Origin of the sequence: Paenibacillus sp. BGI2013, from assembly GCF_002843485.1 — a bacterium.
GTDB classification, from domain to species: Bacteria; Bacillota; Bacilli; order Paenibacillales; family Paenibacillaceae; genus Paenibacillus; species Paenibacillus amylolyticus.
On the sequence record NZ_PJFA01000003.1, the window covers coordinates 537,544 to 552,419 of the forward strand.

Annotated in this window: 16 protein-coding genes; 12 read left to right on the plus strand and 4 right to left on the minus strand. The window is 42.5% G+C overall.

The genetic code is table 11. The features are described 5' to 3' along the window. The first annotated feature begins 275 nt into the window (after positions 1–275). Complete coding sequence (locus CXK86_RS09835; protein ID WP_036613386.1) at positions 276–722, plus strand: carboxymuconolactone decarboxylase family protein; 447 nt, start codon at positions 276–278, stop codon at positions 720–722. A gap of 32 nt (positions 723–754) precedes the next feature. After that, on the plus strand, positions 755–1,690 hold the full coding sequence (locus CXK86_RS09840) for a sigma-70 family RNA polymerase sigma factor (RefSeq protein ID WP_036613388.1): 936 nt from the start codon (positions 755–757) through the stop codon (positions 1,688–1,690). Positions 1,691–1,789: 99 nt separating this feature from the next. On the opposite strand, the gene CXK86_RS09845 is transcribed toward CXK86_RS09840, so the two are convergent. Together CXK86_RS09845 and CXK86_RS09850 are read right to left on the minus strand one after the other, a co-directional pair. Further along, positions 1,790–2,743 carry a hypothetical protein gene (locus CXK86_RS09845; RefSeq protein ID WP_076250068.1) on the minus strand — a complete coding sequence of 318 codons (954 nt, stop codon included), beginning with the start codon at positions 2,741–2,743 and terminating at the stop codon, positions 1,790–1,792. 242 nt (positions 2,744–2,985) lie between these two features. Then, positions 2,986–3,627, minus strand: a complete 642-nt coding sequence (locus CXK86_RS09850) for a spore coat protein (protein ID WP_076250607.1) — start codon at positions 3,625–3,627, stop codon at positions 2,986–2,988. A gap of 362 nt (positions 3,628–3,989) precedes the next feature. On the opposite strand from CXK86_RS09850, the gene CXK86_RS09855 reads away from it, so the two are divergent. Further along, positions 3,990–4,526 carry a hypothetical protein gene (locus tag CXK86_RS09855; RefSeq protein ID WP_076250069.1) on the plus strand — a complete coding sequence of 179 codons (537 nt, stop codon included), beginning with the start codon at positions 3,990–3,992 and terminating at the stop codon, positions 4,524–4,526. A gap of 29 nt (positions 4,527–4,555) precedes the next feature. Next, positions 4,556–5,284, plus strand: coding sequence for a DUF1361 domain-containing protein (locus tag CXK86_RS09860; protein ID WP_076250070.1), 729 nt, complete (start codon positions 4,556–4,558; stop codon positions 5,282–5,284). Between the two features lie 141 nt (positions 5,285–5,425). Here the strand turns inward: CXK86_RS09860 and CXK86_RS09865 are convergent, their stop codons facing one another. Beyond that, entirely contained in the window at positions 5,426–6,439 is a 1,014-nt protein-coding gene (locus tag CXK86_RS09865; RefSeq protein WP_076250071.1) for an alpha/beta fold hydrolase, read from the minus strand. 109 nt (positions 6,440–6,548) lie between these two features. Between CXK86_RS09865 and CXK86_RS09870 the strand changes: the two genes are divergently transcribed. Continuing rightward, positions 6,549–7,142 (plus strand): TetR/AcrR family transcriptional regulator, encoded by a 594-nt coding sequence (locus tag CXK86_RS09870; RefSeq protein WP_076250609.1) that lies wholly within the window; start codon positions 6,549–6,551, stop codon positions 7,140–7,142. A 143-nt stretch (positions 7,143–7,285) separates the two neighbouring features. After that, entirely contained in the window at positions 7,286–8,308 is a 1,023-nt protein-coding gene (locus tag CXK86_RS09875) for a serine hydrolase domain-containing protein (RefSeq protein ID WP_076250072.1), read from the plus strand. 84 nt (positions 8,309–8,392) lie between these two features. Here the strand turns inward: CXK86_RS09875 and CXK86_RS09880 are convergent, their stop codons facing one another. Further along, on the minus strand, positions 8,393–9,373 hold the full coding sequence (locus CXK86_RS09880; RefSeq protein WP_076250073.1) for a serine hydrolase domain-containing protein: 981 nt from the start codon (positions 9,371–9,373) through the stop codon (positions 8,393–8,395). Positions 9,374–9,626: 253 nt separating this feature from the next. Between CXK86_RS09880 and CXK86_RS09885 the strand changes: the two genes are divergently transcribed. The 6 genes from CXK86_RS09885 (at position 9,627) to CXK86_RS09910 (ending at position 14,763) form a co-directional block, all read left to right on the plus strand. Then, on the plus strand, positions 9,627–9,896 hold the full coding sequence (locus CXK86_RS09885; protein ID WP_076250074.1) for a DUF6809 family protein: 270 nt from the start codon (positions 9,627–9,629) through the stop codon (positions 9,894–9,896). A 195-nt stretch (positions 9,897–10,091) separates the two neighbouring features. Beyond that, positions 10,092–11,399 carry an SPFH domain-containing protein gene (locus tag CXK86_RS09890; RefSeq protein WP_101313650.1) on the plus strand — a complete coding sequence of 436 codons (1,308 nt, stop codon included), beginning with the start codon at positions 10,092–10,094 and terminating at the stop codon, positions 11,397–11,399. Positions 11,400–11,452: 53 nt separating this feature from the next. Continuing rightward, positions 11,453–12,142, plus strand: a complete 690-nt coding sequence (locus CXK86_RS09895) for a hypothetical protein (protein ID WP_179087836.1) — start codon at positions 11,453–11,455, stop codon at positions 12,140–12,142. An 18-nt stretch (positions 12,143–12,160) separates the two neighbouring features. Next, positions 12,161–12,535 carry a hypothetical protein gene (locus tag CXK86_RS09900; RefSeq protein ID WP_076250076.1) on the plus strand — a complete coding sequence of 125 codons (375 nt, stop codon included), beginning with the start codon at positions 12,161–12,163 and terminating at the stop codon, positions 12,533–12,535. Between the two features lie 92 nt (positions 12,536–12,627). After that, positions 12,628–13,119: a hypothetical protein gene (locus CXK86_RS09905; RefSeq protein WP_076250077.1), complete on the plus strand. Its 492-nt coding sequence runs from the start codon at positions 12,628–12,630 to the stop codon at positions 13,117–13,119. A 291-nt stretch (positions 13,120–13,410) separates the two neighbouring features. Next, on the plus strand, positions 13,411–14,763 hold the full coding sequence (locus tag CXK86_RS09910) for a glucoamylase family protein (RefSeq protein ID WP_076250078.1): 1,353 nt from the start codon (positions 13,411–13,413) through the stop codon (positions 14,761–14,763). The last annotated feature ends 113 nt before the right edge of the window (positions 14,764–14,876 follow it).

Consider the following 14,876-nt stretch of genomic DNA (forward strand, 5'->3'; position numbering starts at 1 on the left):
AACGCTACAGCAAAAACCGTACATGAATACGGAAAAACGCGGATTTTTCTTACATTAGATGTTAATTTTATAGAATGAGGACAGACATTCAGTATGTTATTTCTTCTACTGATTGATGGCTTTATGGAGGTTTACTGTTTAGAATTTGCAGTGTGAATATTCGTTAGTTGAGCAACCATTCTTGTGGGCATAAAAAGATTTTCGCAAAGAATGTCACAGATCTCGGCCGTCATTTGTCTACAGTATGTAAACCAAATGACGGAGGCGAATGAAAAATGAATTTAAGAACGAATTACAGAGTAGCGAATCCAGGCGCATTTAAAGCGATGATGGCAATGGAGCAATATATTTCTGGGCAATTTGAAAATAAAGTATTGTATGAGCTGTTAAAAATCCGAGTGTCCCAAATTAATGGCTGCGCCTTTTGTCTTGATATGCATGCCAAAGATCTGATGAAACTGGGAGATTATGCGGATCATATTTTATTGCTGAGTGTATGGCGTGAAGTGCCTTTCTTCACGGATCAAGAACGTGTTATGCTGGAGCTGGCTGAGGCGGTGACCCGAATCTCGGAACATGGTGTACCACTTGCGTTGTACGATAAGGTCCGTGAACATTTCAGTGAATCCGAACTGGTGGATCTGATCCTGGCCATTAACACGATTAATAACTGGAACCGGATTGCGATCACAACTGGGATGTATCCGGGTTGCTTTAACTAAAAATACACGCACCATGCCAGAGGAGGCTTCTTATGAATTCTAATTTCCACGCCAATGAGCCAGAAGTGTCTTCTCTGGATGTTGGTGAGTTGTATATTCGTTATAAAAAATATGCATTTTCAATAGCTTACCGCATGTTGGGCAGTGTGGTAGAAGCTGAAGATATTGTGCAGGATTGTTTTGCGGGGATTCAGAGCACGTCTGCTCAGGATATTCGTAATCCCAAATCCTACATCGCCAAATTGGTTGTGAATCGAAGTTTGAATCTGCTAAATTCCGCCCGTAATCAGCGGGAAAGTTATGTTGGTGAGTGGCTGCCGGAGCCTATGGGTGGCAGTGAAGAGGCGAACATGCCAGAGGAAACGATGGAGAAAAAAGAGTTGATCTCCTACGCCTATCTGGTCATGTTGGAGCGTCTATCGCCCATGGAACGGGCTGTTTTTGTACTTCGTGAAGCGTTCCGATATGATTATTCCGAAATAGCGGATTGGCTGGGCAAAACGGAGAGTAACTGCCGTCAAATCTTTAGCCGCGCCAGACGAAATCTGCCCGAAAGACTTCCGCCGATCGAGCAGAGTGATGCGGATATGATAGCCAAAGGTGAATTGCTGAGCCGTTTTACAACGGCATTCCTTCGTTATGACGTCTCTGCCATGCTGGAATTACTGGCAGATCAGCCTGTATTTACAGCAGATGGCGGTGGCGTTGTGCATACGGTTATGAGAACAATGAACGTTCACAAAGGTGTGCTTGCACTCCTGACCTCACGGCGAGTCCTTACGCGATTGCGTGAAAGGGAATGGGTACCGATGTGGATCAATGGCGAACTTCAACTCGCGTTGATGAAAGAAGGGCAGTTGTCCGAGGTACTCTGTTTGGAGTTGGACGCTTCCGGAGAGCGGATTGAGGGCGTGTATCTCGTTGTAAATCCGAACAAACTTACATCAATAGACACTTCAACTCTTTGATCCAAACGTAACGACTTGATATATAAACTTAAAAGCGACAACCTCTGTCACGAGGATTGCCGCTTTTTTGGCATTCACATTTTGCGATTCAGCATCCGATTATTCACGGGCAAATTGTTGTTGAACAGGTTCAATGATTGCTCTGACTTCAGGTGTAAGCTCATCATTATTCTGATTGAGAACCAGTAAAATCTTTTCCATAGTGTCCAGAAGAACACTCTGCGTATCGGGCTCCCGGTAAGCCAAAGCTTTCTCGTAAGCCTGTTTCACCACAGGGTCCATGGTGCGAATTTCTTCATCCGTGTACCAATCATAAGCAGGCGTGTTGTCACTTCCGTAAAACAGATAATCCACAAATAACCCTTGCTTCACTGCTGATGTACGATTGGAATTCGGGAAGTTGTTCAAAAAGGCTTCTTTCTCCAATGCACGCTGGATTAATTCGTTCCAAGAGATGATAATGCCACCATCTGAAGTTGTCATTTGGTTGGACTCGGTAGCCATAATATCAATGTACGCAGCAATATCAGCCTTTACAAAAGGCTTGAACTTTTGGTATATCTCATAATTGATGATGGGGTAATACAAGCCTTCACTGGTTTCCAGTTTGAACCCGAGATCTGATGCTTCCTGCAGAAGCTTCTTCACGGTCGGATCTTTAATTTCTTTGAGCAGACGACTATATGTAAGCTTCTGTTCGTAACCAAGTTGTTCATGGGCTTGAGATATGGCCTGTTGAAATTGTTCCGTATACATTTGGTAGTCCATATTAGCCAATTTCACGTTCTGCATGTTCTCCAGTTGCAGCGTCATTAGTGTGGCCTGCCAAGGGTCGACTTTATCGATATGATTCATCAGGTATTTACGCGCTTTAACCAGACTTTCTGTGGACTTTACTGCTTCTGTTCGATAGGTTTGGAATTGATGATACACCGCTTTGGAAGCGGGGACAGGTGCAGCTAGTGTTGTTGAAGGTGTGAGTGTTGCGCCAATGGCAGTACAGCCAAGAGCCATAGCCAGTAAACCAAGTTTAGCAGGTTGCTTCCATCTCATTTGTATACCTCCCCATTAATGAAGAAAAAGCCATTTGAATTCTCGTATAACGGCATTTCACCCTATTTTATATGTATGATCCGTAAGTTGAATATGTACGGGTTTGTCTTTGATTAAACCAGTTTCTGGTAAGCGAATCAAGTGTCTTCAGTAGGAAAATGATTACAAATAATGAAAGAACAGCCCCTATAGCCCGCATGGGTTGAAGAGACTGTTCTGGGGAATCGGACTTTATTTTCTAATTAATGAAGTGGTTTATTGTTAATAGGCATCTGAGGTGCTCCGGTTGCTGGAATGTATGCTTGAAGCATCTGTTGTGTATCACTTGGAGTGAGTTGAGGTACTTGATAATAGGCGTTTTTATTCTGGAACATGAAAATTTCATAGGCCATCTCAATAAAATGCTGGATCTGCGAAGCGATGACTCGGCGAACCGTTCCATTTGTGATCTCGCTACAGGACATGCCGAGCAGACTCGCATGTGACTTGATCAGTCCCAGCATATGACCGCTAATCCCGGCATCCTTTACATCAGCTAAGCTCTGGTTTGGTTTTTTCGGTGCTGATGGCTTAAGGCCATATACCGGTGGTACCATGTTGGGGATCATATAGGTAGCTGTCTCTTGATGAGGCTTCTGTCCGGATGCAAAACACTCTGCTGTCAGATTGTACTGGGATAATATGAAGTTGTACTGCCGGTCCAGAATGCCAATCAGTTCCTGGCTCTGCACAAAAGTACGAAAGATCATGTATTGATCCAGCACGTTAATGGTGGAGGACAGAATCTCATGCACATCGAACATCTCATGGCCGCCATGATTCATGTTAGGGGTGACATTTGGATTGGTGTTCAATGTGGGTTGTACTACATTCTGAGGGTTCATGGAATTTGGATTCATTGTAAATTTGATTCTCCTTTGGTAAATGGTATGATTCTATATAAGTTGAACGAAAGAATATTTACACTTGCCACTCCGATGACAGAACAACCTTCCGATCGCTGTTATCCCCAGATTTTTAATTCGATTTTACAAAGGTGAAAATCCGGTGATAAGCTTATGCTTCCGAAGTAGCTTTCTTGTAGAAAGCTTTTAGCGAACGCTTCACTTCTTCAGGTTCTTTCTGTCCTCTGCGTTCTCGTGCAAATGTATAGTTCAACTTCTATAGTATGCTTGGAAAGTAGTAAACTTATGTAAAGTGTTAGGAGTATACGCACAAATAGGAACAGGCATGGTGGTGGTTAAGGATGGAAGAGACCGATTGGGGTGTAGCAAAGGATTTGTTCGTCAAACATTATGGGAGCGCTATACAGATGCATCGAGAAGGCGTGTATGCCGACTATAAGCGATGGGACGTACCCCAAGAGTTAGAGGAACAATGGATAGGGGAGCGAATTCAACAATTAAGTTCCGAGCTGTCTATCATGAATTGGGATGCGGTGGATGAACTTGCGTTGATTGCCAAACATCGAACAGAACCAAGTATAATTAAGGCTATTACAGCATTTGCTTCAAGACAATTGAAGAGTGCGGACAGTATGGTTCGTCTCGTGTATGCTGAACGTCTGATTGAGCTGATCAAACGGTATGAATCCTCTCTGCCGATGGACAAGTTACGGGAAACCTATCAACTGACGATGGATTTGCTGGTTGATGTGGCGACTAAACCGTTGGTGCTTGATCCAGGGCATGAATTACAGCAGTATGGATTAAAGGATAAACGAGGATTGAATTTGCGTGTGGAAAAGAATAAGGAAGAAATCATCCGCTATTTTCGAAACTAATTGAATTTTATCAAGTGAGGTCAGAATCATTGAGAAAACTGAATTATATTCGCATATTTATTTTCCTTAGTGTGGTCACCATAGTAACGCTTGGATTGTACTATGTAGCTGCTGATAGGCTGGATCAGCGTTATTTCCGCTTCCTGATCTGGAATCTGTTCTTGGGCTGGATTCCTTTTGTGTTCTCTTATGCAGCCTATCTTCTAAGTGATGTGAAATGGAAAGGTGCCGCATGGCTTGCAGTCGCAAGTGGTCTGCTATGGTTGTTATTTTTCCCGAACTCTTCTTACATTGTTACGGATCTGGTTCATCTGACAGCGAGAAGTTCCCGGTATTATGGTGGGAATGGGGTGGACTATACGTATTGGTACGACTTAAGTGTTGTATTAATGTTTGTCTGGACTGGACTCCTGCTTGGATTCCTGTCGATGTATCAGCTTCAGGAAGTGATTTATCACCGAATTGGACGCTGGGCATCCTGGATCTTTGTACTGGCAGGTTGTGCTTTGGGAAGTTACGGGGTATTGCTTGGACGTGTATATCGACTGAATAGCTGGGATGCACTGACGAATCGCGAGATGCTGATTGAACTGATGCACGAAAGTGTAAGCCGTCCGTCTCTGGCGTTTTGCCTGTTTTTTGGCACGTTTATCACTACAATCTATGCCACATTGTATTATCTGATCAATACGAGGGCTCCACGGGAAAAGAAGAAGAGTGCAGGAAGTCCCGAATCGGACCTGCAAGCGTTACGCTAACTCATGTTTTCTTAAGGCCGAACTCATTAGATCTAATCTTAATGTATATTGCTTAAAGGGCTGTTCCAAGTCATACCCATGGCTATTGGAACAGCCCTTTAACATTGGATCCAGCGGAGGATGTTCTGAATAAAAATACCTCTACTTATCAGTGATTAACTCAAGGATTGTTTTCACAACCAGTTCAGGTTCATCGTGAATAATCATATGCCCACTGCGGGTGGCCACAATGAGCTGACTATCCTTCGATATATTCAACATGTTCCGTTGCCCCGATTGCCATATGGATTCGAGCTTCTGCCCAATGTCAACCGGAATCCCTGCACTAGCATAGTCTTGAGGACGTCCGCGTGCAATGATACGTACAGGGATTAATCCAAGACTTTGGCCACGAATGGCATCTTCTGTTGAATGGGCGTGGAGGGCTTCTTCTTCTTTGGCGTGAAAATAGGAAGGGGTAGCAATCACATTAACAAAAGTATCCCGATCTTGCTTGGCAACCAGACCATCAAGCATAAAGTCTGGAAATAATCTGAAAGCTCCAGATACCTTCAGTAAAGATAACAAGGAGGCAGGCGGGTTTCCCTGAAACTGAGCCTGTTCCAACAAAACCTTTGTGTTCCGTTCATCATCCTCAGGTCGCGCATCAATGAGGACAAGGCTCTGAACCTCATTTGAATAGGTCTGTGCAAAGAGTCTAGCATACATACCCCCAAGAGAATGACCTACCATAACGTAAGGGCCGCGTATGTTCTCCTTCTCCAGAGCAGCATGTAAATCTTTGACGATATTTGCACCTGTACGTTCTGTGGGTGCAGATTCACTCCAGGCATATCCTGCGCGATCATACGTGACCACCGTTGCATGTTGGGCTAGTTCCACAGGAATGTCTCTCCACGACAAACTGGTTTCACCACTTCCAGCCTCCATAAGTATGGTCGGTGAACCATTGCCTTGTTTATGAATGTGTAGTTGGTAACCGCCGACTTGAACTAACGTACCTGGAGGTGGAAAGTCCTTTTTGGCCTGCGAGGAAGCAAACCACTCATAGAGGAATGCGGCACCTATCAGTAGTAGTATTGTGCAGAATAACCTTACTATGAAGGTGAAAACTCTGAAATTCTTGCGTGTTGAGGCTGGGGTAGTTGTATGCATGATCTTATGAATTCCTCTCCTACAGCTGTTTTTATATTTTAGTACAATGTATTAAAAAGATTATAGCACAGTGTATTACAAAAAGAGAAGTTTGTTGTATAATGTTGTCATGCCAAAAATCGTAGATCATGAAGCTCAAAGGAAAATCGTTGCTGATGCAGCCATCCGGGTCATTCAAGAGCATGGACTTGAGCATGCTACCGTTCGGAATATAGCAAAGGAAGCGGGACTATCTGTAGGTTCCATGCGTCATTATTTTGCCACACAGGCTGAATTGTTCACCTTTTGCATGAATCTTTTTGCAGAACGGGTACAGAAAAGGGTGGAGGCATTACAGATGAGTGGATCTGTACTGCTGGATATGAAGAATCTGCTCTTGCAATTTCTCCCGTTGGACGAAGACAGAATGATGGAAATGGAGGTCTGGTTTTCGTTTACAGCCAAATTATTGGTGTACCCCGAATTAAAAAAGTTAAGTGATCAGATGCATCAAGGGATGTATCGATCGGTTCAATGGGTAATACAGGAGTTGCACAAGCGGGGGATGACACATCCTGAACTGGATGCCGAGATGGAGATAGAGAAGTTATATGCTCTGGTGGATGGGCTCGCAATACATATGTTAATGCAGCCAGATAGACTTACGGTAAAACGAGTGGAACAAGTGATTGAACAGCACTTTAGCATGCTTTGTCAAACTTAATCTTACGTTGTCTGAAGAAGGGTTATTTCCTTTTATAAGGGAGTAATCCTTCTTTTTATGAAAATATGGCAGGTATGCAGGATATGACGAAGAATTAAGAATGAGAATGTAATGAATACATAGACAAGTAGGTGAACAACAAAATGTTGAATGCAGTAGAGCTGACAACAAAAGTAGAAGAAGTCATGGAACGCGTGAATTTTTCGGGTGTTGTATTACTCCAGCAAGCCGGGAAAACCCTTTTGAATATGAAACGTGGTTATGCAAATCGTAGCGAAGAGCTAGCCAATCAGGTGGACACACGCTTTGGGATTGCATCAGGATGTAAGATTTTCACGGCAGTGAGTATATGCCAACTAATTGAAGCGGGCAAGTTGTCTGCGGATTCCAAGCTTACGGATGTATTGGATGTGGAGTTTCCACTGTGGGACAAAGGGATCACCATCCAGCAGTTGTTAACACACACGTCAGGCATTCCTGATTATTTCGATGAAGAAGTGATGGATGACTTTTCAGAATTATGGAAAGACAGACCCGTCTACGCGATGCGGCGTTTAAGTGACTTTCTGCCCATGTTTCAGCATCTGCCAATGAAGTCTGCTCCGGGTGAACGTTTTCATTATAACAATGCGGGTTTTATTGTGCTGGGACTTATCGTGGAACAACATTCAGGACTGTCATTTACAGATTATGTGGAAGAGCACATTTTCAAAAGGTGTGGCATGAAGGAATCCGGTTATTTCGTAACAGATCAGCTCCCGCGTAACACAGCTTTAGGGTATATCGATCATGAAGATGGCTCTTGGAATACTAATATGTTCTCCATTCCTGTCAAAGGTGGATCAGATGGTGGAGCCTATGTTACGGCACCGGATATGATTCGATTTTGGGGTGCTTTGCTGGGTCACCAATTGTTGAATGAAGAGGCGACACAGCAGTTATTAACTCCACATGCTCATCAAGAGGATGAAGAGTATTATGGGCAGGGTATCTGGATCGACCGTAAAGAGGAAGACATTTTCAAATTTCATGTCATGGGGTTTGATCCAGGAGTGTCGTTCATGTCTTCCGTGTATCGGGACTATGATCTACAACTGGTTGTGGTCTCTAATCAAGAGTCTGGTCCTTATCCAATAACAATTGCTATCGAAGAAGCTTTGGCATGACAAATAAACCCTCAACCAATGGTCAGGTTATGGCCAAAAGGTTGGGGGTTCATTGTTGAACAGGATAGAAGGATTGTTCTCCGTTTATAACATTTTCCATAGCTCAGGGGCGATTAATCGAGGGAAAACATCCAGCGGAGGTTTCTCTTTCTTTCGTTTGTCATTGGTTAACACGGTAACGAGCTCTAGCTCAGGGACAATATATACATACTGACCACCAAATCCTCGTGCGTAATAATAATGGAGATTGGGTTGGTCGTCTTCAGCAGCAATACCTTCGGAGTCAGACCTTTCGTTCGGATAGACATCCACCCACCAATGCCAAGCATAGCTGCCGTGATTCGGTGGAGTGACTGTAATAAAAGGCTGCGTCGAACGAGATACGAGATCACTTGAAATGAGAGACTCACCCTCCCACATACCTTGCTGTAGAAACAGCTGACCGAATTTGAGCAGATCTACGGGTAACATCTTAAGACCGAATCCGCCTGTATGAACACCTTGAGGGTCACTTTCCCATTCGTAATGCTTAATTCCGAGCGGGTCAAAAAGATAACGCTCTGCGAACTCGGCTACGTTCATACCTGCATTTTGCATCAGGATGGCGGATAGGATCTGTGATACTCCTGAGTTGTACTCCATATATGTACCCGGTACATGGCTTAAGCGTTGTTCCAACGCAAAATCCACCCAATGATCGGTGCGGGTCATGCGAGGGAATGAATTCTGCCCGCCGAACTCGTCCCAGTTGAATCCGGCTGTCATCGTGAGCAGTTGTTCCAGTGTGATCGCTGGTTTGCGCGGGTCAGGATCGGATGTCAACTGTGGGAAAAAAGTAGAGATTGGGGCTGATGCCTCTGGCAACAAGCCTTTATCCATCGCTATACAGATGAGGGCGGATAGCACACTCTTGGTACATGAATTGATTTTTGCAATATCAGTCGCAGCCTCGTGGTTGCGGTAGTGTTCGTACATAATCTCACCGCGTATGCTGACGAGGCAGCTTCGCAGATCCAGTTGCGGAACGATCTGTTGTAATTTGGGTGACAGTGATGAAGGATTCATAGTGTCCTTTCTGTACGGTTGATTTGTTATAGGATTTTGTAGAAATAGGTGTCCATTATCTTAGCATACTCCCGAGGTAGGGCTCAACAAGCGCTACATTATTATGTCAAAGCAAGCATGCAAAATGCGATATCCTATGAAAGCTATAAGAATCACATGCGAATATCGCATAAATTCCCAGCATTGTCTGTCAATCTTATATAATTGTCATGAGAAGAGTACCAGACATGTATAAGAGAAAGGGGTCTGTGATGTGGGAAATATAATAGAAGAATTATATTATGGTAACCTGAGACCAGAGGAGAATATTGTTCCTCAAGATTCGGAGTATCGATCTATTAATAAGGAGATTACAGCTTATATCGAAAAATTTCAGGAAAAGCTTTCGGAGGATGACTTTAAACAGTTGGAGGTATTGTTTGATATGATGGATCAAGTTCACTCCATGCATTCAAAAGAGGCTTTTGCGAGTGGTTTCAAAATTGGGACGTTGATTATGATCGAGAGTGGTTTCACAAGCTAATATAGGAAAAATATCATATGAAAAATGAACTATGTTAGTGCGTATTAAGGTTAGAAATGGTAAAATATCAATGCCTAAACATGGAACAAGTAGATGAAAGATAATTAAATATAGGAAATAGTGTAGAATCAGTGTTTTAGCAAAAAAACTTTATAGTAAATTATAGTAATCTAATACTGAATTGAGGAATTAAACATGGCGATTATTGACGTAATTAAGTATGATGGCTCACCTGATGTATTTGCTTGGAAACATCCCGAGACTGAATTGGGAACATGGACTCAGTTAATTGTGAATCAATCTCAACAAGCAATTCTTTTCAAGGATGGAAGAGCGCTTGATATGTTTGGACCCGGAAGGCATACGCTGAGTACAGCGAATATCCCAATCTTGAACCGTCTCGTTAACCTTCCGTTCGGAGGAAAGTCACCTTTTGCAGCAGAAGTATGGTATGTCAATCAAGTGAGCGCATTGGACGTTAAATGGGGAACGGCGAATCCGATTCAGATCCAGGATCCCAAGTATAATATTATTGTTCCCGTAAGAACATTTGGACAAATGGGAATTAAAATTTCGGATTCACGAAAATTTTTGGTCAAGCTTGTGGGAACACTGCCTGAGTTTAACCAAGCTAATATGATTGATTACTTCCGTGGGTTGATTATCATGAATATTAACTCCATGTTGTCATCATATCTAATACATAGAAAAGTAAGTGTTTTGGAGATCAATGCATATATCGCCGAGATATCACGACATTTTGCAGATACGGTAGCTTCTACTTTTGAAGAATTTGGTATTGAGTTAATCAACCTGTATATTCACAATGTCAATCTGCCCGAAGAAGACCCTTCCGTCATTCGATTAAGAGAAGCGTTGGCACGCAAAGCTGAGATGGATATCATTGGCTACACATATCAGCAAGAACGTTCGTTTGATACGCTTGAAGGTGCAGCGAAGAATGAAGGAAGCATGCAGTCAGACATCATGGGCGCAGGGCTTGGTATGGGCATGGGGGTTGGTCTGGGTGGTTCTTTCAGTGGCGAGATGTCCCAGATGTCTAAAGTGATGTCTACGAAGGAAACGCCTGCAGTAAGTATATGTAAGCAGTGCCATCATCCGAATCAGGAGAACAGCTCTTTTTGCAGCAAATGTGGCAATTCATTAGCCGAAAAATCGGTAGCAACAACAGATTGCAACAATTGTGGACATGCCTTGCCAAAGGGAACCAAATTCTGTCCTAACTGTGGTGACAAATACCATGCATGTCCTTCATGTGGGGCGGATAATGCGGAGAACGCATTGGAATGCATCCAATGTCATCAACCGATGCCTAGCCCATGCCCAAATTGTAACCATATGAATTCCGGTCATACAAAATTCTGTGGCAACTGTGGCACAAGTTTAAGCTTGAAATGTAGTCGGTGCCAACATGAAGTAAAACCCGGCCAGAAGTTCTGTCTCGATTGCGGAAACAATCTGCAAGAAGGAGGACAGGCATAGTGATGGTAAAACGGAGCAATCTCTTGATTTTGGATGTCGTCTATTTAATATGCATGTTAGTATCATCAATCGTTTCTTTTACGCTGTTTAATCATGCGCTTCTGTCGTTTTCTTTTTGGATGAATCTCGTTGCTTCTTATGTAGCGATTACGGCTATTTGGATCTACGCGCGGTTCATCATGCAAAATATGGATCGGTTTAAACGGTTTGTTCCAGGTTACACAGCTTTAGGTGTAGTATTAGGTATTTATCTGATTTGTGTGATGATCTACACGTTGTTAACAGGTTCAGCAGATCATGCGCTTCGCTGGTTCGTATTGTTACACACGTTAACGATTGCGATCGCAATTATTTTGTGCGGAATCATTATGATCTATATTCAGAGTGCGCGCCGTCATGAAATAGATGAACATACAAAAATCGCAAACTTACAATTAATCGAAAAAGCCTTACAGCAGTTGCTTCATACCATGGTGCAACAACCCGTCCTAACTGTGGAAGAGGAGCGCAAAACCGTTCAGTCATTAATTGAACTTGTAAAGTATAGTGACCCAATCACTCCGGATTCCCTTGAGAAAAATGACCGCCAGATCTTGCTGGACATTGAATTGATGAACAGTGAGCTTGCAAATCAGTGCGAAGCAGGGGAATTGGTAAATAGTGAACGTTTTGCTTCGCAACTATCCCAGTTAAAGTTCCGTTTGAAAGAGCGCAATCAACAGATCATGACAAGCAAATCATAAATTGCAGGAGGAAACGCGGTGAAAAGATTTTTTGGAATTATATTCATTATCCTTTCGTCTCTGACGATCTTGTTATCTTTAATATTAATATCCGAGGGAACAGAAACAGCCATTATCAGTACGATAATTCTTTTTATCCCTGGGGTTATCGTACTTGTTACGGGCATTAAAATGTGTGGTCGACCTAAATCTCGTTCTAACACTGATCAATACCATCACAATTCTAATGATAATCAATATTACGAAGATCAGCATAATGAGAAATATGAAGAGAAAGATGAACCTCAAGAATCTGTATCCGTGAATTGTTCAGGGTGTGGAGCCAAGGTAAAGGTATATCCTGCTTTGTCTGCGGATTGTGAGTATTGCGGAACGACAATGAGGATTTCGTAGTTGTAGCTAACATAAATACACTTTAACAGCTTTTACAGATACCTGTAGTGTATACCGCTAGGTATAGAGTGTTGTTTCTGGGAGGAATCGTGTTGTTAAGGAAGTTATTTGGACTCTTTTTTATGTTTTATGCCATTGCTATACCCATACGATTACTTATGGAAGAGAATTTCTTAGATCAATTGAATATAGTTCTTGTAGTTGAAATTATTATCGTTGAATTTTTATTTTTGTTTTTTGGTATTAAATTGCTTAGGAAAAAACGTGTTAAGAAAAAGCGTGGCCCTGAACGAAATTTTTATGGGGGAGACTATGGAGGTTCTCTTGATCGCGAAAATGCAAATCCACATACTTATTCAAGTTACAATAGCAACACCGTGAGTTACAGTAGTCATAATACAATTAACTATACAGAGATCAATTTTTCAAATAAGGAAAACACTGAAGAGAAAGCCGATGAAAAAGTTGAAGAGCCACAAAGGCCTGTTTCAGTGAGTTGCCCGGGGTGTGGGGCGAAGGCAAAAGTGCTTCCTAAGCAATCAACGGACTGCGAGTATTGCGGAACAACAGTTGTAGCAAATTAGAACGGTTCAGAATGGATACGAGAAAGGGTTAAGCCTGATTCCTATGGAGTCAGGCTTTTTACCTCTTCAATTTAGAATCTCTAAAAGACCCTCAAACGATCAAATCGTCATATAATTCCACGTGAGTTGCCTTAATGTAGTCCCTTTAATGAAACGTTTCGAATTTACATTTATTAATAAACCGCATAATAATCAGTATTTGTAAGCGTTCTATTTTATTGTTTACGAAAATGGGAAATTTATGATAACATATACACGAAACGTTTCGAATCCATTTGAAGGGAGAAAATCATGAAAAAAGTAAAACAATTCAGCTTCATTTTAACTTTTTGTCTGTTAGCTAATCTAGCTTTAACTCCTATGGCTTCAGCAGGTGACTCAAGCAATTTAATTGGATTTCGAGCAGAATTGAAAGCGGTTGCATATAAGACCTACACGTTTTTTGAGGACTATACGGATCAGAACACGGGCTTGACTTACGATGAAGTGCGACACAGTGAAAACGGGATAGAAGAAGCTAAACGTACCTCGCCCACAAACATCGCAATGTATATGATGAGTACCGTTTCAGCGCAACAATTGGGCATTATTTCAAAGAAAGAAGCTGTACATCGCCTGCAAACAACTATAAATTCCCTCGAGAAGTTAGAAAAGTGGAACGGCCTATTTTATAACTGGTATAACACGGATGACGGTTCGGTGAAGAAAGATTGGGGCCAATTTATTTCCCAAGTCGATAATGGCTGGTTATCCGCTGGTTTAATTGTTGTTGGGCAAGCCTATGAAGAACTTCATGGGGAAACAAGCAAGTTGGTTACAAATATGAATTATACTCCGCTATATGATCCTGAAGTCGGCCAATTCCGCGGCGGTTATGATGTGGCTAAAGGCGCGCTGACGGACCACCATTATGGGATGTTTTATACGGAACCACGTGTAGGCAGCTATATTGCTATTGGGAAAGGTGACGTTCCTCAAGATCATTGGTGGAAGATGTATCGCACATTACCTCAAGAATGGGATTGGCAAGCTCAGATTCCTCAAGGCAAATCCGTTAAGTACGATGGAGTGGATGTGTTTGAAGGAAGTTATGTATACAAGGATAAAAAGTTCGTACCAAGCTGGGGAGGTAGTATGTTTGAAGCTCTTATGCCCGGTATGGTCATAAAGGAAAAAGACCTGGGTACTCAAGCTTTGGGATTGAACAACCAGCGTCATGTCGAATTGCAAATCGAATATGCCAAAGAAAAAGGGTATGCCGCATGGGGCTTCTCACCTTCTGCCACTCCGACAGGTTACACTGAGTTTGCAGCAACACCGTTAGGTACCTCAGGTTACAAAGATGGAGCAACGGTAACAGCACACGCAACATTCCTTGCTCTGGATTATGCCCCTGAAGCAGTTCGAAAGAACATTAAAGCTTTAAAGAACTTCAAAATGTTTGGCAAATATGGGTTCTATGACTCAGTCAATGTTGAAACGGGAGAACTTGCAAAAGCTTATCTGGCACTGGATCAAGGGATGATTATGGTGTCGATCGCCAACTATCTTCAAGATGGCGTTATCCGCGATTATTTTCACAGTGATGTGATAGGGCAGAAGCCAGAAGAATTATTGAAAAAAGAAGTGTTTTCCATTCAATGAAGGGCTGCTTTAGATTAGAGCAAGATCACTAACGAAATGGGACGAAGATACAAAGATGGGCGGAACGAAGCAGGGTATCAGCATGCTTCGTTCCGTTTTTGCGTTTACCACTG